Below are 18,866 nucleotides of genomic sequence, written 5' to 3'. Positions count from 1 at the left end.
AAGGGCGAGCATGACGGCGAGGGCTGCCCATGAACTTCCTCAAGCGGTTCTGCCGCAATCGTGGCGCCGTATTCGGCCTCGTCATCCTGCTCGCGGTCGTCGCCTTCGCGCTGCTGGCGCCGACGCTCTATCCGCAGTCGCCCTGGCGCCCGGTCGGCCGGCCCTTCCTGGCGCCCTTCGTGATGGAGCGCTTCCCGCTGGGCACCGACACGCTGGGGCGCAACCTCGCCGCCGGCCTCGTTCATGGCGCGCGGGTCTCGCTGATGATCGGCGTGGTCTCGACGCTGGTGGCACTGCTGATCGGCGTGCCGCTGGGTGCGGCGGCGGGCTATGCCGGCGGCTTCGTCGACGACGCGCTGATGCGCTTCACCGAGTTCTTCCAGACCATCCCCTCCTTCGCTTTGGCGATCGTGCTGGTGGCGATCCTGCAGCCGGCGCTGGGCTCGATCGTGATCGCGATCGGCGTCGTCTCATGGCCGCCGGTGGCGCGGCTGGTGCGGGGCGAGGTGCTGTCGCTGAAGACGCGAGAATATGTCCAGGCTGCCGTCACCATCGGCCAGTCGACGCCCCGCATCATCTTCAGCCAGGTCCTGCCGAACACCATCGCGCCGATCATCGTGATGGGCTCGCTGATGATCGGCTCGGCCATCCTGCTCGAATCCTCGCTCTCCTTCCTCGGGCTGGGCGATCCGAACCTGATGAGCTGGGGCTATATGGTCGGCGCCGGGCGCACGCGCCTGCTCGACGCCTGGTGGATCTCGTTCTTTCCCGGATTCGCGATCTTCCTGACGGTGCTTGCGCTCAACCTCGCCGGCGAGGGCCTGAACGACGCGCTGAACCCGCGCCTCGCCAGGGGGCGCGAATGAGCGAGGTCATGGCCAAGCCGGCCCCCGTCCTTGCCATCGAGACGCTGACGCTGGCTTTGCCGGCGCTGGCCGACCGGCCCCATGCGGTCGCCGACGTTTCGCTGACGATCGGGGCCGGCGAGACGCTCTGTGTCGTCGGCGAGTCCGGCTCCGGCAAGTCGATGATCGCCCATGCGGTGATGGGGCTCCTGCCCAAGGCGGTGAAGCCGGCCGGCGGCGCGATCCGCCTTGCCGGGCGCGATCTGCTGCAGCTCGACGAGGCGGCGATGCAGGATCTGCGCGGCCGCGAGGTCGGCATGATCTTCCAGGAGCCGATGACCTCGCTCAACCCGGTGATGCGGGTGGCGGATCAGATCGTCGAGACCTTCGAGGCGCATGGGCTGCACAGCCGTTCCGAGCGGCAGCGTCGCGCCGTCGAGCTGCTCGCCGAGGTCGGCCTGCCCGATCCGCCGCGGCTGGCGCGGGCCTATCCGCATGAGCTCTCGGGAGGGCAACGCCAGCGCGTGATGATCGCGATGGCGCTCGCGCTCGAGCCCAAGCTCCTGATCGCCGACGAGCCGACGACCGCGCTCGACGTGACGACGCAAGCGCAGATCCTCAAGCTGATCGACAACCTCCGCCACAAGCACGGCACCGCCGTGCTGTTCATCACCCATGACATGGGCGTCGTCGCCGAGATCGCCGACCGCATCGCGGTTCTGGAAAAGGGCGTCCTGGTCGAGGAGGGCACGGTCGATCAGGTGCTCGGCGCGCCGAACCACCCCTATACGCAGAAGCTCTTGGCCGCCGTGCCCTCGCTGACGCCGCCGGAGCGGGCGCCGCTGCCGGACTCGGCGCCGGTGCTGACGGTGGAAGGCTTGGGCAAGGTCTATCGCAAGCGCAGCTTGTTCGGCACCGCGCGCGAGGTCAGGGCGGCCGACGACATCAGCTTCTCGCTCCGGCGCGGCGAGACGCTGGGGCTGGTCGGCGAATCGGGCTCGGGCAAATCGACCGTCGGGCGCTGCTGCCTGCGGCTGATCGAGCCCGATGCCGGCCAAATCCGCCTGAGCAGCGCAGCGGCGGGCGATCTCGTGCTGAGCGATCTCAAGCCGGCGGCGCTGCGTGCCCAGCGCAAGCGCATCCAGATGGTGTTCCAGGACCCATTCGCCTCGCTCAATCCGCGCCAGACGGTAGGGCGCATCATTTCGGACGGGCCGGTGGCGCATGGCACCTTGCGGTCCGAGGCGCTGGCGAAGGCGGCCGAGCTGCTCGAACTGGTCGGCCTCTCGGCCAATGCGATCGACCGCTATCCGCATGAATTCTCGGGCGGCCAGCGCCAGCGCATCGGCATCGCGCGCGCGCTGGCGCTGGAACCGGACGTGCTGGTCGCCGACGAGGCGGTCTCGGCGCTCGACGTCTCGGTCCAGGCGCAGATCCTGACGCTGATCAAGGACATCCAGCAGCGGCTCGGGCTCGCCATCCTGTTCGTGACGCATGACCTGCGCGTTGCGGCCCAGATCTGCGACCGTATCGCGGTGATGCAGCGTGGCCGGATCGTCGAGGCGGGGCCGACGGCGGCACTCTTCGCCGCGCCGAGCCACGACTATACGCGGGCGCTGCTGGCCGCCGTGCCGGGCGCCGGGCGGTTCGGGCATTGATGACGTAACGAGACGACACTGGTTTCCGAGATGGTCGGGTCGAGCCCGACCATGACGCCCTCTCCCAGGAGCCCTATGACCATGCCTCTCGATCCCGCCCTTCGCGACCAAATCCTGGCTTCCGTCGAGGCCGGCTTCGCCGAGCAGATCGCCTTCACGCAGGAGCTGATCCGCTTTCCCTCGCTGCGCGGCGAGGAGCACGCCTGCCAGGACTTCGTCTACCGGGCGCTGCGGGAGCGCGGCTTCACGGTCGACCGCTTCAAGATGGACGAGGCCGCGATCAAGGCCCATCCCGGCGGCGGGCCGTTCTCCGAGCATCATTCCGACGCGCCGATCCTCGTCGGCATCCACCATCCGCGCGAGGAGAAGGGCCGTTCCCTGATCCTGCAGGCGCATGTCGATGTGGTGCCGACCGGGCCGGTCGAGCAGTGGACCCATGCGCCCTTCGACCCCGTGATCGAGGGCGACTGGCTCTATGGCCGCGGCGGCGCCGACATGAAGGCCGGGCACGGCGCCAATTTCGCCTGCCTCGACGCTCTCCGGCGCATCGGCCTGCAGCCGGCGGCGACGCTCTATCTCGGGTCGGTCGTCGAGGAGGAATCGACCGGCAACGGCGCGCTGATGACGCATCTGCGCGGCTACCGCGCCGATGCGGCGCTGATTCCCGAGCCTGAATACGAGATGCTGTGCCGCGCCAATGCCGGCGTGATCTGGTTCCAGTTCGAGGTACGGGGCGTGCCTGTCCATGTCCGCGAGATGGGCGCGGGCGCCAATGCGATCGATGCCGCCTATCGGGTGATCGCGGCGCTGCGCAAGCTCGAGGAAGAGTTCAACGCCGAGAAGGTCGGCCGGGAGCATTTCGAGGACCAGGCCCACCCGATCAACCTCAATATCGGCAAGATCGAGGGCGGCGACTGGGCCTCCTCCGTGCCCTGCTGGTGCCGCGTCGATTGCCGCGTCGGGCTCTATCCCGGCGTCGCCGCTCAGGAGATCGCCCAGCGCATCGAGGACTGCATCAGGACCGCGTCGCGCAGCGACAGCTTCCTCGCCAACAACCCTCCCAAGGTGACCTTCAACGGCTTCTGGGCCGAGGGCTATGTGCTGGAGCCCGGCAGCGAGGCGGAAGCGGTGCTGGGCCGCGCGCATGAGGCCGCCATGGGGCGGCCGCTCCAGTCCTTCATGACGCCGGCCTATCTCGATGCCCGCGTCCATGCGCTCTACGACAAGATCCCGGCGCTCTGCTACGGCCCGATGGGCGAGAACATCCACGCCTTCGACGAGCGCGTCAGCCTCGCCTCGGTGAAGCGCATCACCGGTTCCATGGCCCTGTTCGTGGCCGAATGGTGCGGAGTCGAACCGGTCTCCGGCTGAGCGGCCGCGACCGTCGCGCGCAGCCCCTTGTCTGCGCGCCAGGCGCCCCCAAATGCGATGGGCGGAGATGTGGAATGGTCTTTCCATCTCCGGCCTTTGGCGCAATATTTGAATCGCCGACAGAGCAGCGCGAATCGCGCGCGCTGCGCCAGGCGAGGGGCGACACCGATCGATGAAGAAGACCAAGGCCTCGGCTGGAGTGCCGCGCGCGCAGATCGCTGCGATGCCGGTACGGCGCCTGCCCAATGGCAGGCTCGAGGTCATGCTCGTCACATCGCGCACGACGCGCCGCTGGATCGTGCCCAAGGGCTGGCCGATCAAGGGCCTGACAGCTCCCGAGGCGGCGGCGCGCGAGGCCTATGAAGAGGCCGGCGTCGTCGGGCGCATCGTCAAGGAGCCGGCCGGCCGCTACACCTACTGGAAGCGCAAATCGGACCATTTCGTGCTCTGCGAGGTGACGCTGTTCCTGCTCGAGGTCGAGCGCCAGTTGCCGGTCTGGGCCGAGCAGGGCCAGCGCGAGAGCCGCTGGTTCAGCCCCGAGGACGCTGCCGATCTCGTCGACGAACCGGAGCTCGCCACCGCGATCCGCCAGGCGACGATGGCGCTCGCCGCCTGAGAGGATCGGCCGCTGCCGGGCTCAGCGCCCCGGCTGCGCGGCGGACATCAGGCTGTCGCGCTCCTGACGGGCGCGCGCCTCCTTGGTCTCCATCAGACGGCTCTCGCGCAGGGCATTGGCGCTTTCCAGGATCGGATAGCCGATCGAGGCGACATGGCCGTGGATGCGCTTGAGATCGCGGATGATGTCGAGATGGATCGCGCTGGTCTCGATCGATTCCGGGCGCCCGTCGCGCAGCCGCTCGAAATGGCTTTCGGTGGCGCGGCGTTCGGCATCGCGCATCGTCGCCTTCTCGGCGAAGAGCTGCCGCGCCAAAGCGAGATCGCGCGTGGCGAAGACGTTGAGGGCGAGACCCAGGCCCGAGGCCACGCGCTGGTGGAAATCGCGGATCTCCGCCAGCCCCTCCGGTGAGAAGGCATAGCGCTTGCGGATCTTCTTCTCGGCGAGTTCGCGCAGGTTCTTGTCGATGATGTCGCCGATATGCTCGAGATTGGTGATCAGGGTGATGATCTCGAGCAGCCGGCGGCCTTCCTCGTCGCTCAGTTCGTTGCGCGAGACGCGCACCAGATAGAGCTTGATCGCCTCGTGGATCGAATCGACGCCGTCATCGGCCTGGGCGATCGCGCGCGAGAGCTTGAGCTCGTCCCTCTCCAGCAGGGTCATGGTGTCGCGCAGCATGCGCTCGACGCGGTCGCCGAGATGGAGCGCCTCGCGCATCGCGCAGGCGAGCGCCTCGGTCGGGCTGTCGAGGGCGTTCGGATCGAGATAGCGCGGGGCGACCTCGGCCTCGGCGGTGTCGCGATCCGGCATCAGGCGCTCGACCAGAGCGGCCACCGGGGTCACGAAGGGCAGGAAGAGCACGGCCCCGACCATGTTGAGCGCGACATGGAACTCGATGGCGACCCGCGCATCCGCCGAAGGCAGGGCCAGCAGCCAGCCGGAGAGCGGCGCCACGAAGGGCAGCACGGCGGCGGCCAGGAGCAACCGGGTCGCGAAATTGGCGATGGCGGCGCGGCGCTGCGCCACGGGCGAGCCGAGCTGATCCAGCACCGGGATCAGAGCATTGCCGAGATTGGCGCCGATCACCAGCGTCAGCGCGGTTGCCGGCGGGAACAGGCCGGAGGCGGCGAAGGTCGCGATCAGCAGGATGACCGCGATGCTGGAATGGGTCAGCCAAGTGGCCGCGACAGCGACCAGAACGGCCAGCAGCGGCTCGCTGGCGAGCGCCGAAAGCAAGGTGCGGAAGGTGGGCGACTGGGCGAGCGGCGCGGCGGCCGCGTTCAGCTCGATCAGCGACAGCAGGATCAGCCCGATCCCGACGAGGATGCGCCCGATATTGCGGGCCCGGTCCATCGCCTCATGGCCGAGATAGAGCGCGACGCCGATCGCCAGACACAGGCCCCAGAGCCAGCCGAGATCCATCGAGATCACGAAGGCGGCGAGGGACGTGCCGAGATTGGCGCCGAGCAGCACGGCGAGCGCCATGGCCGGCGCGATCAGCTTGCGGCCGGCGAAGGAGGAAACGAGCAGCGTCGTCGCGGTCGAACTCTGCAGGACGATGGTGACGAGCGCGCCACTGCCGAAGGCTGCGAAGCGGTTGCGCGTGAAGCTCTGCAAGGCCTGCCTGAGCGAGCCGCCGAAGGCGCGCATCGCCCCGGTGCGGACCAGTCGAACGGACCAGATCAGCAGCGCGACGCCCCCGGCGAGGTGAAGCAGGATCATGGTCGCGCTGTCGTTCGTGGTCATCGCCGCCGGGTCTTTCTCCGATTCAGGGCGCGAGGATACGCCACAATCGCTGCTTTTTCATTAGCCAACTTAGCACTGATGCATGCAAAACGTGCTCATAATGCGGCTGTGAGAGCGAAACTGCCTGTCTAGGCGGCGGTTCCGCTCAGTTGGGCGGGATCAGCGTTACGCCCGAGCCGGCGAGCGTGAGATTCACCGGTGTCCCGGCTGCCAGCATCGGATGGTGGCCATACTGCACGACGAAGAGTTCGCCGACCTGTGTCTCGACCATCAGGTCGAGATGGTTGCCGAGATAGGCGCATTTGCGCACCGTTCCGGGCAGTGAGCCCGGGCCGGCCTGCCCGGTCAGCAGCAGGCTTTCGGGGCGGATCGCGACGCGGGCGGGACCCGCGGGAAGCCCCCGGGCCGGCAGGCTGACGCTGGCCGGGCCGATCGCGACGGTGGCCCGCCCGTCCGCGACGGCGGTCACGGTCACGTCGATCAGGTTCGCATCGCCGATGAAGTCGGCGACGAAGGCGTTGGCCGGCTCCTCATAGAGCTCGCGCGGGGCGCCCTGTTGGGCGATCTTCGCGTTCGACATGACGATGATCTTGTCGGAGACGGCCAACGCCTCCTCCTGGTCATGGGTGACATAGGCCACGGTCAGGTTGAGGTCCTGTTGCAGTTCGCGGATTTCCTCGCGGACCCGGCGGCGCAGCTTGGCGTCGAGATTGGACAGAGGTTCGTCGAAGAGCAGCACCTGCGGCTCGAGCACGAGGGCACGCGCCACGGCGACGCGCTGCTGCTGGCCGCCCGACAATTCGGAGGGATAGCGGTTCTCGAAGCCCTTGAGGCCGACGAGCGCCAGCTTCTCCAGCGCCATTTCGCGGGATTTCTCCTTGCCGAGCCCCTTCACGGTCGGCCCATAGGCGGCGTTCTCCAGCACGCTCATATGCGGAAACAGCGCATAGGACTGGAAGACCATGCTGACGTCGCGGTCCGCGGCCGAGAGTTTGGTGACGTCCTGTCCGCCGATCAGGATCTGCCCGTCGCTGGCGATCTCGAGGCCCGCGATCATGCGCAGGGTCGTGGTCTTGCCGCAGCCGGAGGGGCCGAGCAGCGTCACCAGCTTGCCCGCCTCGACGGTGAAGCTGACATTGTCGACGGCCGTCACCGCGCCATAGCGCATGGAGACGTTGCGGAATTCGACGGATGCGGGGCCGGCCTTCGCCATGATCTGCAAAAATCCTTATCCGATGGCGGGAGCGGGCGCGGGCGCCGCGGAGGCCGCCACGCGGGCGCGCCGGCCGAGCTTGCGCTCGCCGACGCCGAGCTGGATCAGGCCGATTCCCAGCGCCATGAAGACGATCAGCACCGAGGAATAGGCGATGGCGAGGCCGAATTCGCCGGCTTCGACGCGCCCGACGATATAGGCGGTGGCGAGGTTGTACTCGGCCGAGACCAGGAAGATCACCGCGCTGACCGCGGTCATCGAGCGCACGAAGGAATAGACCAGGGCCGAGACCAGCGCCGGCCGCAGCAGCGGCAGCACGACGCGCCAGAGCGTGGTGAAGCTGCGGGCGCGCAGCGTGGTCGAGGCCTCGTCCAGGCTCTTGTCGATCTGCGACAGGCCGGCGATGCCGGAGCGGACGCCGACGGGCATGTTGCGGAAGACGAAGGCGATGACGAGGATCAGCCCTGTGCCGGTGATCTCGATCGGCGGCACGTTGAAGGCGAGGATATAGGCCACGCCCAGCACCGTGCCGGGAATGGCGAAGGAGAGCATCGTCGCGAATTCGAGCGTGCCACGCCCGGCGAAGCGCTGGCGGGTCAGCAGATAGGCCGTGAGCAGGCCGATGATCGCAGTCAGGGGCGCCGAGATCGCCGCGACCTTGACGGTCGTGAAGAAGGAGTTCCAGGCCGAGCCCTGGAAATAGATGCCGTTGCTGAAGTCGATCGCGAAGCCGGTGGCATAGTGCTCCAGCGTCGGGGTGTGGTTGCGGCCCATCGATTTCACAAAGCCGCCGACGAGAATGACGAGATAGATCACGAAGGTCAGCGCGACCCAGGGCACGATCGCGGCCGCCGCGAGCCAGGTGATGCGGCGCGGCAGCGGGGTCGGCAGGCCGGCATCGCCCTTGCCGGTGACGGTCGTGTAGGATTTGCCGCCGAGCCAGCGCTGCTGCACCCAGAAGGCGCCGAGCGTGAAGGCGAGCAGGATGATGGCGAGCACCGCCGCCTGGCCCTGGTTGTAGGCCGCGCCGACCACCGCGAAGAAGATCTTGGTCGAGAGGACCTCGAAATTGCCGCCGAGCACGAGCGGATTGCCGAAATCCGCCATGCTCTCGACGAAGCCGAGCAGGAAGGCATTGGCGATGCCGGGCTTCAGCAGCGGCCAGGTCACGGTGCGGAAGGTCTGCCAGCGCTTGGCGCCGAGCGTCTGCGAGGCCTCCTCGAGGCTGGGGGAGATGCCCTGCACCACGCCGATCAGGACGAGGAAGGCGATCGGCGCGAAGGCCAGAACCTGCGCCAGCAGCACGCCGGGCAGGCCATAGAGCCAGCGCGAGCGCGGCACGTCGAACCATTCGTAGAGGAAGGTCGAGACCACGCCGGCACGGCCGAAGAGCAGGATCAGGGCGAGGCCGATGACGAAGGGCGGGGTGATGATCGGCAGCACCGTCAACGCCCGCATGACGCGCTTGCCGGGCATGCCCGTGCGCAGGATCAGGAGGGCGCAGGCGAGGCCGAGCAGGGTGGTGATGACGCCGCAGAGCACCGCCAGCACCAGCGTGTTCCAGGCGACGCCGCAATTGACGTTGGCCGTGAGGCAGCCCAGCCCCCAGATCGAGGAATCGAAGAAACGCGCGAGGAAGGCGGCCGGAGCGAAGGCGCCCGCCTGATCGAGCAGGGCGCTGCGCAGGATGGTCGAGACCGGGTAGAAGATGAACAGCCCGATCAGCAGGATGACGATGCCGATCGAGGAGGTGGTGAACAGGTCGCCGCGGCAGATGCCGCGATAGGCGAGGCCGTGGCAGAGCAGCAGCAACAGCGCCACGATGGTGATGAAGGCGCCGCCGCCCATGCCGCGCTGGATGCCGCCGGCCCCGCCGAGCAGCGAGGCGAGCCAGGGCATGCCCTGGCCCTGGAGGCCGATGGCGAAGCCCTGCGCGAAGAGAAGGGCGAGGCCGAGGGCCCCGGCCCAGACGAGCGCGGTCGCGGTGCGTGCCGCATCGCGGCTGGCGACGAAAGCGGTCGCGCCCGCCAGCGCCGCACCGATCCAGAGCAGCCAGGGCGCCTGACCCGACAGGCCGAGCGCAAGCGCGCTGCCGGCCTTGCCGAAGGGATAGCCGGCCGCCCAGCCCAGCCGCGTCAGGCTCATGCCCTCGACGAAATACCAGGGCAGCACGGCATAGCCGAGCCAGCCGAGCAGGAGCACGAGCTTCGTGGTGGCGCGCATCCTTGCCAAGTCCCCTCACCCCAATCGGCCTGACCGGCTCGCCCGGCTCTTTTTGGCCCTGTTTGTCGTTTGGCTCCGGACCTCACCGTGATCCCGGGTCTGCCCGGGATCACGGCGATGGTTCAGGACATCGAGCTGCAGAAGCGACTTACTTCGGCAGCGCCTTCACTTCCTTGTCCCATTTGGCGAGCAGGCGCGTGCGCTCGGCCGAGGAGCCGTATTTCACGAAGTCGTAGTTGATGAGCTTCATCTCGCTCATCTTCGGCGACTGCGGCGGCACGGGGGCGTTCTTGTTGGACGGCACCTGGTAGGACTTGGCCGGGGCGGCGAGCGCCTGGGCGGCCGGGGTCAGGGCCCAGTCATAGAACTTCTTGGCGTTCTCGAGATTGCGCGCGCCCTTGACGATCGACATCGAGCCGATCTCGTATCCGGTGCCCTCGCAGGGGGCGACCGGCTTGATCGGATCGCCCTGGACCGCGAAGACGACCGCGTCGTGGATGAAGACGATGCCGACCGCGGTCTCGCCGAGGCTCGCCGCCTTGGCGGGGGCGGCGCCGGACTTGGTGTACTGGCTGACGTTCTTGTGCAGGGCCTTGAGATATTCGAAGCCCTTGTCCTCGCCCATCAGCTGGATGACGGTGGCGAGCAGATTATAGGCCGTGCCCGAGGAATTGGGATCGGCGACCTGCACGTCGTCCTTGAGCTTGGCATTGAGCAGATCGGCCCAGCATTTCGGCTCGGGAATGCCCTTCGACTTGATCTGCTCGGTGTTGAAGCCGAAGCCCAGCGCGCCGGCATAGATCCCGATGGAGCGCTGCTTGGCGGCCGTCCACTGGTTCAGCGCCCAGTCGTGCAGATCCTTGTTCGCCGGCGAGGCGTATTCCTGCGTCAGCCCCTCCTCGGCGGCCTGGAGATGCGGGTCGCCCGTGCCGCCCCACCAGATGTCGCCGCGCGGATTGGACGATTCCGCCTTGAGCTGGGCATAGATCTCGCCCGCCGATTTGCGGGTCATCGCGACCTTGATGCCGGTCTCCTTCTCGAAGGCGTTCGACATGGCGCGGCACCATTCCTCCTGAACGCCGCAATACATGACGAGCGAACCCTGCGCCTGTGCGGCGCCCGCCGACAGGGCGACACCCGCCGCCGCGGCGAAAAGCCCCGTCTTGAACCATGACCTGATCTTCATGATGACCTCCCTGGATGGTGTCCGGCTTTTTGCCGGTTATCGTGAAACTGAGACGACTTGGGTGCAAAGATCAATCGCATTGACCGCCGGCTAAGCGATTCCGGTGATGTCCCTTAGCGGCGCCACCAGTCCGGGCGTGCAGCAGAGGATGGGATTGCCCTTCGACAATCCCTCGCCGGCGAAGAAGTCGTTGATCTGCGCGCCCGCCTCGCCCGCGATGACGATGCCGGCGGCGACGTCCCAGGCGTTGATGTGCAGCTCGGCATAGGCGTCGCTCGCGCCATTGGCGACATGGCAGAGCCCGAGCGTGCCGGAGCCGGCCCGCCGCACGGCGGCCCCGGCCCCGTAGCAGCGCCCGATGATCTCGACATAGCGCTCGGCGGGAACGCGGGTCGACCAGCCGAGCTCGACCGAGGCCCGGGCGATGTCGCTGCCGCCCGAGACCTTGATCGGCTCGCCGTTCAGCGTCACCCCGGCGCCGCGGCGCGCGGCGTAGAGCTCGCCGAGAGCAGGCGCCGCGACGACGCCGATCTCGGGGCGGCGGTCGACGAGGAAGCCGATCGAGATGCACCAGTTGCGGTCGCCATGGGCGAAATTGGCGGTGCCGTCGATCGGATCGAGGATCCACACGGCGTCGGAGGCCTCGCCGCCGGCTTCCTCGCCGATGACCGTGTCCTGCGGAAAGAGCTGCGACAGGCGCTCGCGCAGGAAGGCCTCGACCTTGCCGTCCGCGACGGTCAGCCAGTCCTGCGCGCCCTTCATGGTGGTGCCGAGGGTTTCGCGGCGATTGAAGTAGCCCTGGGCGAGGTGGCTCGCCTCGGCGGCGAGGCCGAGCGCGGCGTAATAACGGAGATCGCGTTCGGCCGGCGTCATCGGGCGGCCTCCAGATCGACCATGACGGGCTTGCCGGTGCGGGCCGATTCCGTCGCCGCATCGGCGAGGATCTGCGCTTTCAGCCCGTCGAGGCCGGACGGTGTCGGCGCGACGCCGCCGCGGCAGGCGGTGAAGAAGGCGTCGAGCTCCGCGCGGTAGGCGCTCGCGTAGCGCTCCAGAAAGAAGTTCTGGACCGGATCGGCGCGGAAACCGTTGCCGGTTGCGCTTTCGACGGTCGTCTCGTGGATGTTGCCGGCGCGCAGCATGCCCTGGGAACCATGGACCTCGATGCGCTGGTCGTAGCCGTAGGTGGCGCGGCGCGAATTCGAGATCTGCGCGATCCTGCCGGACGCGGTCTTCATCAGCACGGCGGCGGTGTCGACATCGCCGGCCTTCCCGATGGCGGGATCGACCAGCGCCGAACCCAGCGCGAAGACCTCGACCGGCTCCTCGGCCAGGAGGAAGCGGGCCATGTCGAAATCATGAATCATCATGTCGCGGAAGAGACCGCCCGAGCGCTTCACATACTCCACCGGCGGCGGCGAGGGATCGCGCGAGATCACGCTGACGATCTCGACGGCCCCGGCCTCGCCGGCCCGCAGGCGGCGCTCGAGGGCGGCGAAGCTCGGATCGAAGCGGCGGTTGAAACCGATCATCAGCGGCCGGCCGGAGGCCTCCACCGTGGCGAGGCAGCGGCGGATGCGGGCGGCGTCGAGATCGACCGGCTTCTCGCAGAACACGGCCTTGCCGGCAGATACAGCGGCCTCGATCAGATCGGCATGGGTGTCGGTCGGGGTGCAGATCAGGATGGCGTCGATGCCGGCATCCGAGAGGATGGCCTCCGTGCTCGTCGCCTTCGCGCCCGTCTCGGCAGCCAGCGCGGCGGCGGCCGCCGGCACGGCATCCGTCACCGCCACGAGTTCCGCATCGGCCCGTGCCGCCACGTTCAGCCCATGGATGCGGCCGATCCGGCCCGCCCCCAGCAATCCCACCCGCATCGTCGGCACTCGCGTCGTCATCTCGTCTGTCGTCCTGTCAGGCCCCGAGCGGGCCGTAGTCCCATCGGCGGCGATGTCAATTATGGGCGCCGAGAATCGTCTGGTCGAAATCGATGTTGGAGCCGGTCATCAGCCCGGACTCGTCCGAGGCCAGATAGGCCACCGCACGCGCCACCTCGCGCGGATCGACCAGGCGGCCGAAAGGCTGGCCCGCGGCGGCCTGCTCCAGCCAGCCATCCTGCGCGCCATGGTGGCGGCGCATCACCGCATCCTCGCCCGGCGTCGCCATCCAGCCGATATTGAGGCCGTTGACGCGGATGCGGTGCGGCAGCAGCCCATAGGCCGCGTTGCGGGTCAGCGTCGCGAGCGCGCCCTTCGAGACGCTGTAGGCGCTCAGGAATGGCTGGCCGCCATGGGCCGACATCGACTGGATGTTGACGATCGACCCCGTGATGCCCTGGCGCCGCATCAGCTCGGCGGCGTCCTGGATGAGAAAGAAGGGCGCGCGCAGATTGACCGCCATCACCCGCTCGTAGAGTTCGGGCGAGGTGTCGAAGATCGTGCCGCGGTCGGTGTCGCCCGCCGCATTGACGAGGATGTCGAGCCGGCCAAAGGCGCGCTCCGCCGCCGGGACGATGCCCTTTACCGCCGCGAGTTCGGCGAGGTCGGCCGCGTGGAAGCGGACGTCGCAGCCGGCCGCCTTCAGGCTGGCCGCCACGGCGTCGCCGCGCTCGCCGTTGCGGCCGGTGAGGATCAGGCCCGAAAGCCCGCGCGCCACCAGTTCGCGCGCGACCGCCTCGCCCAACCCCTGGCTGGCGCCGGTGACGATGGCGACCTTGCCGGTGAGAGCGCCGCTATGCGACTGGATTTCCGGCACCTCGAACGCTCCCCGACGTCAATGGCACGTTTTTTTGATTTATCGCCTCTTATGGAACATGCATTCCATTTTTGAGCCTGCGTCGTCAAGCGTGTGCAGCGGGAGGGCCGGGCCGCGGCATGGCCGCCGCTTGACAAGAGCAGCGGCTTTCGAGCGTGCTGACCATCCGACACACGGATCCGAAAGACGGCGATTGCGCCCGATGCCAGCCTGCATCACCAGACTCGGCTTCATGCCCGTGGCGGTGCCCGTTCGCCAGCGGCCGACCGCGGCTTCGCGCATCTCCGGCCGAGGTTGACGGCAGCGCGTCGCGCGCCCGTCCGATCCGCCATCCCGTTCCCGTCTTGATCCGAGAGGGCCGCCAGCCGGCGGCATCCGCCATGTCCGATCGCACCGCCATCCTGACCCTGTCCTGCCCCGACCGCCCCGGCATCGTCGCCGCCGTTTCGACCCTGCTGTTCGAGGCGAACTGCAACATCCTCGACGCCCAGCAGTTCGATGATGTCGAAACCGGCCGCTTCTTCATGCGCGTCGTTTTCGCCAGGCTGGAGGTGAGCCCGCCGCACGACGCCATCGCCGCCTCAGTCGCCGATCTCGCCCAGCGCTTCGGCATGAAGGTCTCGTTGCGGGAGCGTGCGACGAAAAAGCGCGTGATGCTGCTGGTCTCGAAATTCGACCACTGCCTGAGCGATCTGCTCTATCGCTGGCGGATCGGCGAATTGCCGATGGAGGTGACGGCCATCGTCTCGAACCATGGGCGCGAGCACATCGCCTCCACCGACATCGGCGACCTGCCGTTCCTCCACATGCCGGTGACGCGCGAGACCAAGATGGAGCAGGAGGCCGAGATCTGGCGCCTGATCCAGGAGACCCGCACCGACCTCGTCGTGCTGGCGCGCTACATGCAAATCCTGTCGGACGGTTTTTCGGCCAAGCTGCAGGGCCGCTGCATCAATATTCATCACTCCTTCCTGCCCGGTTTCAAGGGCGCCAAGCCCTATCACCAGGCCCATGAGCGCGGCGTGAAACTGATCGGTGCGACCGCCCATTACGTGACGCCCGACCTCGATGAGGGGCCGATTATCGAGCAGGACGTCGAACGCATCTCGCATCGCGACAGGCCGGAGGATCTGGTGCGCAAGGGTCGCGACATCGAGCGGCGCGTGCTGGCGCGTGCCGTGCTGCATCATCTGGAGGATCGGGTTATCCTCAATGGAAAGAAAACCGTCGTCTTCCCCGATTAGTCCGCATAAACTTGCGAGCAAGAGGTCGCCGAGGACACAATCGATCAAATGTGTTCGGGCTGAGAAGCCGGCCCTGCGGCGCACGCAGATTCGCCCTGCGCTGCACAGTTGACGCTTTCGTTGGCACATGGCTTGCTGAGGGCCGACCGAGAGGGAGAACGGCGCAAAAAGCGTTGAACGGCCGTCAACGCGCTACGAGTGGAGACTTCGCATGAAAGACCAGGATCTGGGCCATCTGATCGCCCGCGTGAAGGAAGGTGCCCTGTCGCGGCGCTCCTTCCTGAAGAAAGCGGCAGCGGTCGGCGTGGCCGCGCCCTTCGCCAATCAGCTGCTGGCCTTCAACGGCGTCGCCATGGCGAACGCCACCCTGCCCTACAAGCCGACCAAGGCCGGCGGCGGCGGCCCGCTGAAGGTGCTGCTCTGGCAGGCACCGACGCTGCTGAACCCGCATTTCGCCTCGGGCACCAAGGACCAGATCGCCTCGCGCGTCTTCTTCGAGCCGCTCGCCGGCTGGGACAAGGAAGGCAACCTCATCCCCTGCCTCGCGGCCGAGGTTCCCTCGAAGGCCAATGGCGGCCTCTCGGCTGACGGCAAGGAAGTGACCTGGAAGCTGAAGCCGAACGTCAAGTGGCATGACGGCAAGCCCTTCACCGCCGACGACGTCGTCTTCACCTGGGAATATGCCGCCGATCCGGCGACCGCCGCCTACACAACCGGTTCCTACAAGGACATCAAGGTCGAGAAGGTCAACGACCTGACGGTCAAGGTGATCTTCAAGGAGCCGACGCCGTTCTGGGCCGACCCCTTCGTCGGCACCGTCGGCCAGATCCTCCCGAAGCACCATTTCGCCGAGTACAAGGGCGCCAAGTCGCGCGAGGCTCCGGCCAACCTCAAGCCGGTCGGCACCGGCCCCTACAAGTTCACCGAGTTCAAGCCGGGCGACATCCTGACCGGCGAGCGCAATCCCGATTACCACATCGCCAACCAGCCGCATTTCGACACGCTCGAGATCAAGGGCGGTGGTGACGCCGTCTCGGCGGCGCGTGCCGTGCTGCAGACCGGCGAATACGACTACGCCTGGAACCTCCAGGTCGAGGACGAGGTCCTCAAGCGCATGGAGACCGGCGGCCGCGGCAAGATCAGCGCCGTGGTGTCGGGCGACATCGAGTTCATCATTCTCAACACCACCGATCCGTGGACCGAGGTCGATGGCGAGCGCTCCAGCGTCAAGACCAAGCATCCGACCCTGTCGGACCCGAAGGTGCGCGAGGCGATCAACCTGCTGATCGACCGCGACTCGATCCAGAAGTTCATCTATGGCCGCGGCGGCATTGCCACGGCGAGCTTCGTGAATCAGCCGGCCAAGTTCAAGTCGACCAAGCTCAAATACGAGTTCAACATCGACAAGGCGAACAAGATCCTGGACGAGGCCGGCTACAAGCGCGGCTCCGACGGCATCCGCGAGAAGGACGGCAAGAAGCTCAAATACGTCTACCAGACGTCGATCAACGCGCCGCGCCAGAAGACCCAGCAGATCATCAAGCAGGCCTGCCAGCGCGCCGGCATCGACCTCGAGCTGAAGTCGGTCACCGCCTCGGTGTTCTTCTCCTCCGACGTGGCCAACCCCGACACCTACACCAAGCTCTATGTCGACATGGAGATGTACACGACCACGCAGCCGCAGCCCGATCCGGAGCGCTTCCTCAACCAGTTCGTGTCGTGGGAGATCGCCAACAAGGAGAACAAGTGGCTCGGCCGCAACGTCTCGCGCTACTCCGACCCGGCGGCGGACGAGGCCTACCGGGCGGCCCAGAAGGAACTTGACCCCGACAAGCGCGCCGCGCTGCTGATCAAGGTCAACGAGATCTTCTGCGAGGCGCATGTCATTCTGCCGCTGCTCTCGCGCACCCGCGTCGCCGCTGCGGCGACCAACCTGATGCACGACCACAGCGGCTGGGACGTCGACAGCTGGAACATCGCGGCCTGGTACCGGGCCTGATCCTGCCGGGAGCAGAGCCTCCGTCGCGGCCCAGGTCGCGCCGGGGGCCTGCTCCCTCTTCTTTTGGACTGTAAGACAGGCCGCCGCCCTTCCAGGGACGTGCGGCCCTCGTCCATGGCGGCACCAGACCGCGTAGAAAAGAGTTTTGCCGATGGGCGCTTATCTGTTGAGGCGACTGCTGATCGCGATTCCGAGCCTGCTCGGCATCAGCCTCATCCTGTTCACCGTGCTCGCCCTGGCGCCGGGCGATCCCTTCTCGGAAATGGCGACCAACCCCAACGTGCCGCCGGAGGTCCGCGAAGCGCTGCGCGCGAGCTTCGGGCTCAACGATCCGATCATGGTGCGCTATCTGCGCTGGCTGTCGAACATGGTGCAGGGCGACTGGGGCTTTTCCTTCGCCAGCCGCATCAATGTCGACACGCTGATCATGCAGCGCGTGCCGACCACGCTCTTCGTCGTCGGCTCCTCGCAGATTCTCGCCCTGATGATCGCACTGCCGGTCGGCATCTACGCCGCGACGCGGCCCTATTCGGTGTTCGACCAGATCGCCAACACGCTCGCCTTCGTCGGCTTCTCGCTGCCGACCTTCTTCACCGGCCTGCTGCTGATCCTGATCTTCTCGGTGACGCTCGACTGGTTCCCCTTCGTCTACCGCTCCGACCTCGCTGCGACGGGCTGGCGCTGGTACTGGGAGATGTTCCGCCAGGCGATCATGCCGATCACCGTGCTCGGCCTGTTCCAGGCGGCGTCCTATACCCGCTATGTGCGCTCGGCCGTGCTCGACGTGATCCGGCTCGACTATGTCACCACGGCGCGTGCCAAGGGCCTGAGCGGCAAGACCGTGACCCTGCGCCACGTCACGCGCAACGCGCTGATCCCGGTCGTGACGCTCGTCGCGCTGCAGATGCCGGCGGTGTTCGGCGGCGCCATCGTCACCGAGCAGATCTTCCGAATTCCCGGCATCGGCTCGCTCCTCATCGACGCGATCCTGGCCAACGACACGCCGGTCATCATGGCCGTGACCTTCGTCTTCGCCTGCCTCGTCGTCCTGTTCAATCTCATCGCGGATATTCTTTATGGCTGGCTCGACCCTCGCATCTCCTTCAGCTGAGCCGGTGTCCGGCGCAGCCCAGACGAGCGCCGCGACCTCCCCTGGCCGCGAGACGTGGAAGCGCTTCCGCCGCCACAAGCTGGCGATGGCGAGCAGCTTCGTGCTCGGCACGATGATCCTCGGCGTCATCGTCGGTCCCTGGCTCTGGCCGGTGCCGATCAACGAGATCGACTTCTCGGCTCAGCTCCAGACGCCGTCCCTGAAGCACCCCTTCGGCACCGACGATCTCGGCCAGGACCTGCTGGCGCGGATGATCTATGGCGGGCGGATCTCGCTCGCGGTGGGCCTCGCCGCGATGGTCGTCGCGACCTTCGTCGGCATCCTGATCGGCGCGATCGCGGGCATGTCGCGCGGCTATGTCGACAATTTCCTGATGTGGGTGACGGACCTGTTCCTCTCCCTGCCGCAGCTCCCGCTGCTGCTGGTGATCTATTTCTTCCGCGAGCAGCTGAAGGCGGTGTTCGGAGTCGAGGGCGGCGTCTTCATCCTCATCGTCATCGTCATCGGCGGGCTGAAATGGATGCCCGTGGCACGACTTGTGCGTGCCCAGTTCATGTCGTTGCGCGAGAAGGAGTTCGTCGAGGCCGCCCGGGCGCATGGCGCCACCAAGTTCCGGCAGATGGTCCACCACATCCTTCCCAATGCGATCGGGCCGGTGATCGTGGCCGCGACGATCGAGGTGTCCTCGGCGATCATCGCCGAATCGACGCTCTCCTTCCTCGGCCTCGGCTTCCCGCCGGACATCCCGACCTGGGGCCGGCTCCTGTTCGATGCGAAGGACCATCTCGACTCGGCGCCGCATTGGGCGCTGTTCCCGGGGGCCGCGATCTTCCTGACCGTGCTTTCGATCAACTTCATCGGCGACGGACTGCGCGACGCCCTCGATCCGCGCCGCGTCATCTGACA

Annotated in this window: 15 protein-coding genes; 8 read left to right on the top strand and 7 right to left on the bottom strand. The window is 67.3% G+C overall.

Going from position 1 to position 18,866, the window contains the following annotated elements; all coding sequences use genetic code 11:
* The first annotated feature begins 29 nt into the window (after window positions 1-29).
* The 4 genes from ACFPN9_RS22635 (at window position 30) to ACFPN9_RS22620 (ending at window position 4,490) form a co-directional block, all read left to right on the top strand.
* A complete protein-coding gene (locus ACFPN9_RS22635) occupies window positions 30-866 on the top strand; it encodes an ABC transporter permease (protein ID WP_377817653.1) in 837 nt (278 codons plus the stop codon).
* On the top strand, window positions 863-2,503 hold the full coding sequence (locus ACFPN9_RS22630; RefSeq protein WP_066722582.1) for an ABC transporter ATP-binding protein: 1,641 nt from the start codon (window positions 863-865) through the stop codon (window positions 2,501-2,503). Before ACFPN9_RS22635 ends, ACFPN9_RS22630 begins: the two co-directional genes overlap by 4 nt.
* A gap of 81 nt (window positions 2,504-2,584) precedes the next feature.
* Window positions 2,585-3,874 (top strand): ArgE/DapE family deacylase, encoded by a 1,290-nt coding sequence (locus tag ACFPN9_RS22625; protein WP_066722692.1) that lies wholly within the window; start codon window positions 2,585-2,587, stop codon window positions 3,872-3,874.
* Between the two features lie 172 nt (window positions 3,875-4,046).
* On the top strand, window positions 4,047-4,490 hold the full coding sequence (locus tag ACFPN9_RS22620) for an NUDIX hydrolase (RefSeq protein WP_066722589.1): 444 nt from the start codon (window positions 4,047-4,049) through the stop codon (window positions 4,488-4,490).
* A 21-nt stretch (window positions 4,491-4,511) separates the two neighbouring features.
* Here the strand turns inward: ACFPN9_RS22620 and ACFPN9_RS22615 are convergent, their stop codons facing one another.
* The 7 genes from ACFPN9_RS22615 to ACFPN9_RS22585 form a co-directional block, all read right to left on the bottom strand.
* Complete coding sequence (locus ACFPN9_RS22615) at window positions 4,512-6,236, bottom strand: Na/Pi cotransporter family protein (RefSeq protein WP_066722591.1); 1,725 nt, start codon at window positions 6,234-6,236, stop codon at window positions 4,512-4,514.
* A gap of 145 nt (window positions 6,237-6,381) precedes the next feature.
* Window positions 6,382-7,449: an ABC transporter ATP-binding protein gene (locus tag ACFPN9_RS22610; protein WP_066722694.1), complete on the bottom strand. Its 1,068-nt coding sequence runs from the start codon at window positions 7,447-7,449 to the stop codon at window positions 6,382-6,384.
* 15 nt (window positions 7,450-7,464) lie between these two features.
* Complete coding sequence (locus ACFPN9_RS22605) at window positions 7,465-9,672, bottom strand: ABC transporter permease (protein ID WP_066722593.1); 2,208 nt, start codon at window positions 9,670-9,672, stop codon at window positions 7,465-7,467.
* Between the two features lie 148 nt (window positions 9,673-9,820).
* Complete coding sequence (locus ACFPN9_RS22600) at window positions 9,821-10,858, bottom strand: ABC transporter substrate-binding protein (RefSeq protein WP_066722596.1); 1,038 nt, start codon at window positions 10,856-10,858, stop codon at window positions 9,821-9,823.
* A 90-nt stretch (window positions 10,859-10,948) separates the two neighbouring features.
* Window positions 10,949-11,731, bottom strand: coding sequence for an inositol monophosphatase family protein (locus ACFPN9_RS22595; RefSeq protein ID WP_066722599.1), 783 nt, complete (start codon window positions 11,729-11,731; stop codon window positions 10,949-10,951).
* Window positions 11,728-12,750, bottom strand: a complete 1,023-nt coding sequence (iolG, locus tag ACFPN9_RS22590; RefSeq protein ID WP_245282274.1) for an inositol 2-dehydrogenase — start codon at window positions 12,748-12,750, stop codon at window positions 11,728-11,730. Before iolG ends, ACFPN9_RS22595 begins: the two co-directional genes overlap by 4 nt.
* A 55-nt stretch (window positions 12,751-12,805) precedes the next feature.
* Window positions 12,806-13,597, bottom strand: a complete 792-nt coding sequence (locus tag ACFPN9_RS22585) for an SDR family oxidoreductase (protein ID WP_377817763.1) — start codon at window positions 13,595-13,597, stop codon at window positions 12,806-12,808.
* Between the two features lie 389 nt (window positions 13,598-13,986).
* Here ACFPN9_RS22585 and purU point away from each other — a divergent pair, with 389 nt between their 5' ends.
* The 4 genes from purU to ACFPN9_RS22565 all read left to right on the top strand — a co-directional run bounded on the left by purU (window position 13,987) and on the right by ACFPN9_RS22565 (window position 18,864).
* Window positions 13,987-14,850 (top strand): formyltetrahydrofolate deformylase, encoded by an 864-nt coding sequence (gene purU / locus ACFPN9_RS22580; RefSeq protein ID WP_066722602.1) that lies wholly within the window; start codon window positions 13,987-13,989, stop codon window positions 14,848-14,850.
* Window positions 14,851-15,061: 211 nt separating this feature from the next.
* Window positions 15,062-16,849: a peptide ABC transporter substrate-binding protein gene (locus ACFPN9_RS22575; RefSeq protein ID WP_066722605.1), complete on the top strand. Its 1,788-nt coding sequence runs from the start codon at window positions 15,062-15,064 to the stop codon at window positions 16,847-16,849.
* A 151-nt stretch (window positions 16,850-17,000) separates the two neighbouring features.
* Complete coding sequence (locus tag ACFPN9_RS22570) at window positions 17,001-17,960, top strand: ABC transporter permease (protein WP_066722608.1); 960 nt, start codon at window positions 17,001-17,003, stop codon at window positions 17,958-17,960.
* Window positions 17,926-18,864: an ABC transporter permease gene (locus ACFPN9_RS22565; RefSeq protein WP_377817652.1), complete on the top strand. Its 939-nt coding sequence runs from the start codon at window positions 17,926-17,928 to the stop codon at window positions 18,862-18,864. Before ACFPN9_RS22570 ends, ACFPN9_RS22565 begins: the two co-directional genes overlap by 35 nt.
* Window positions 18,865-18,866 lie beyond the last annotated feature (2 nt).

Source organism: Allobosea massiliensis, assembly GCF_042655245.1.
GTDB classification, from domain to species: Bacteria; Pseudomonadota; Alphaproteobacteria; order Rhizobiales; family Beijerinckiaceae; genus Allobosea; species Allobosea massiliensis.
Note: the sequence above shows the minus strand (reverse complement) of the source record. Positions and strands in the feature narration are given on the sequence as shown.

Bases quoted from the DNA above. Each gene is read 5' to 3' on its own strand.
- ACFPN9_RS22610 (WP_066722694.1), bottom strand. From the start codon at position 7,449: ATGGCGAAGGCCGGCCCCGCATCCGTCGAATTCCGCAACGTCTCCATG.
- ACFPN9_RS22605 (WP_066722593.1), bottom strand. From the start codon at position 9,672: ATGCGCGCCACCACGAAGCTCGTGCTCCTGCTCGGCTGGCTCGGCTAT.
- ACFPN9_RS22615 (WP_066722591.1), bottom strand. From the start codon at position 6,236: ATGACCACGAACGACAGCGCGACCATGATCCTGCTTCACCTCGCCGGG.
- ACFPN9_RS22620 (WP_066722589.1), top strand. From the start codon at position 4,047: ATGAAGAAGACCAAGGCCTCGGCTGGAGTGCCGCGCGCGCAGATCGCT.
- purU (WP_066722602.1), top strand. From the start codon at position 13,987: ATGTCCGATCGCACCGCCATCCTGACCCTGTCCTGCCCCGACCGCCCC.
- ACFPN9_RS22565 (WP_377817652.1), top strand. From the start codon at position 17,926: ATGGCTGGCTCGACCCTCGCATCTCCTTCAGCTGAGCCGGTGTCCGGC.
- iolG (WP_245282274.1), bottom strand. From the start codon at position 12,750: ATGACGACGCGAGTGCCGACGATGCGGGTGGGATTGCTGGGGGCGGGC.
- ACFPN9_RS22595 (WP_066722599.1), bottom strand. From the start codon at position 11,731: ATGACGCCGGCCGAACGCGATCTCCGTTATTACGCCGCGCTCGGCCTC.
- ACFPN9_RS22600 (WP_066722596.1), bottom strand. From the start codon at position 10,858: ATGAAGATCAGGTCATGGTTCAAGACGGGGCTTTTCGCCGCGGCGGCG.
- ACFPN9_RS22625 (WP_066722692.1), top strand. From the start codon at position 2,585: ATGCCTCTCGATCCCGCCCTTCGCGACCAAATCCTGGCTTCCGTCGAG.
- ACFPN9_RS22630 (WP_066722582.1), top strand. From the start codon at position 863: ATGAGCGAGGTCATGGCCAAGCCGGCCCCCGTCCTTGCCATCGAGACG.
- ACFPN9_RS22570 (WP_066722608.1), top strand. From the start codon at position 17,001: ATGGGCGCTTATCTGTTGAGGCGACTGCTGATCGCGATTCCGAGCCTG.
- ACFPN9_RS22575 (WP_066722605.1), top strand. From the start codon at position 15,062: ATGAAAGACCAGGATCTGGGCCATCTGATCGCCCGCGTGAAGGAAGGT.
- ACFPN9_RS22635 (WP_377817653.1), top strand. From the start codon at position 30: ATGAACTTCCTCAAGCGGTTCTGCCGCAATCGTGGCGCCGTATTCGGC.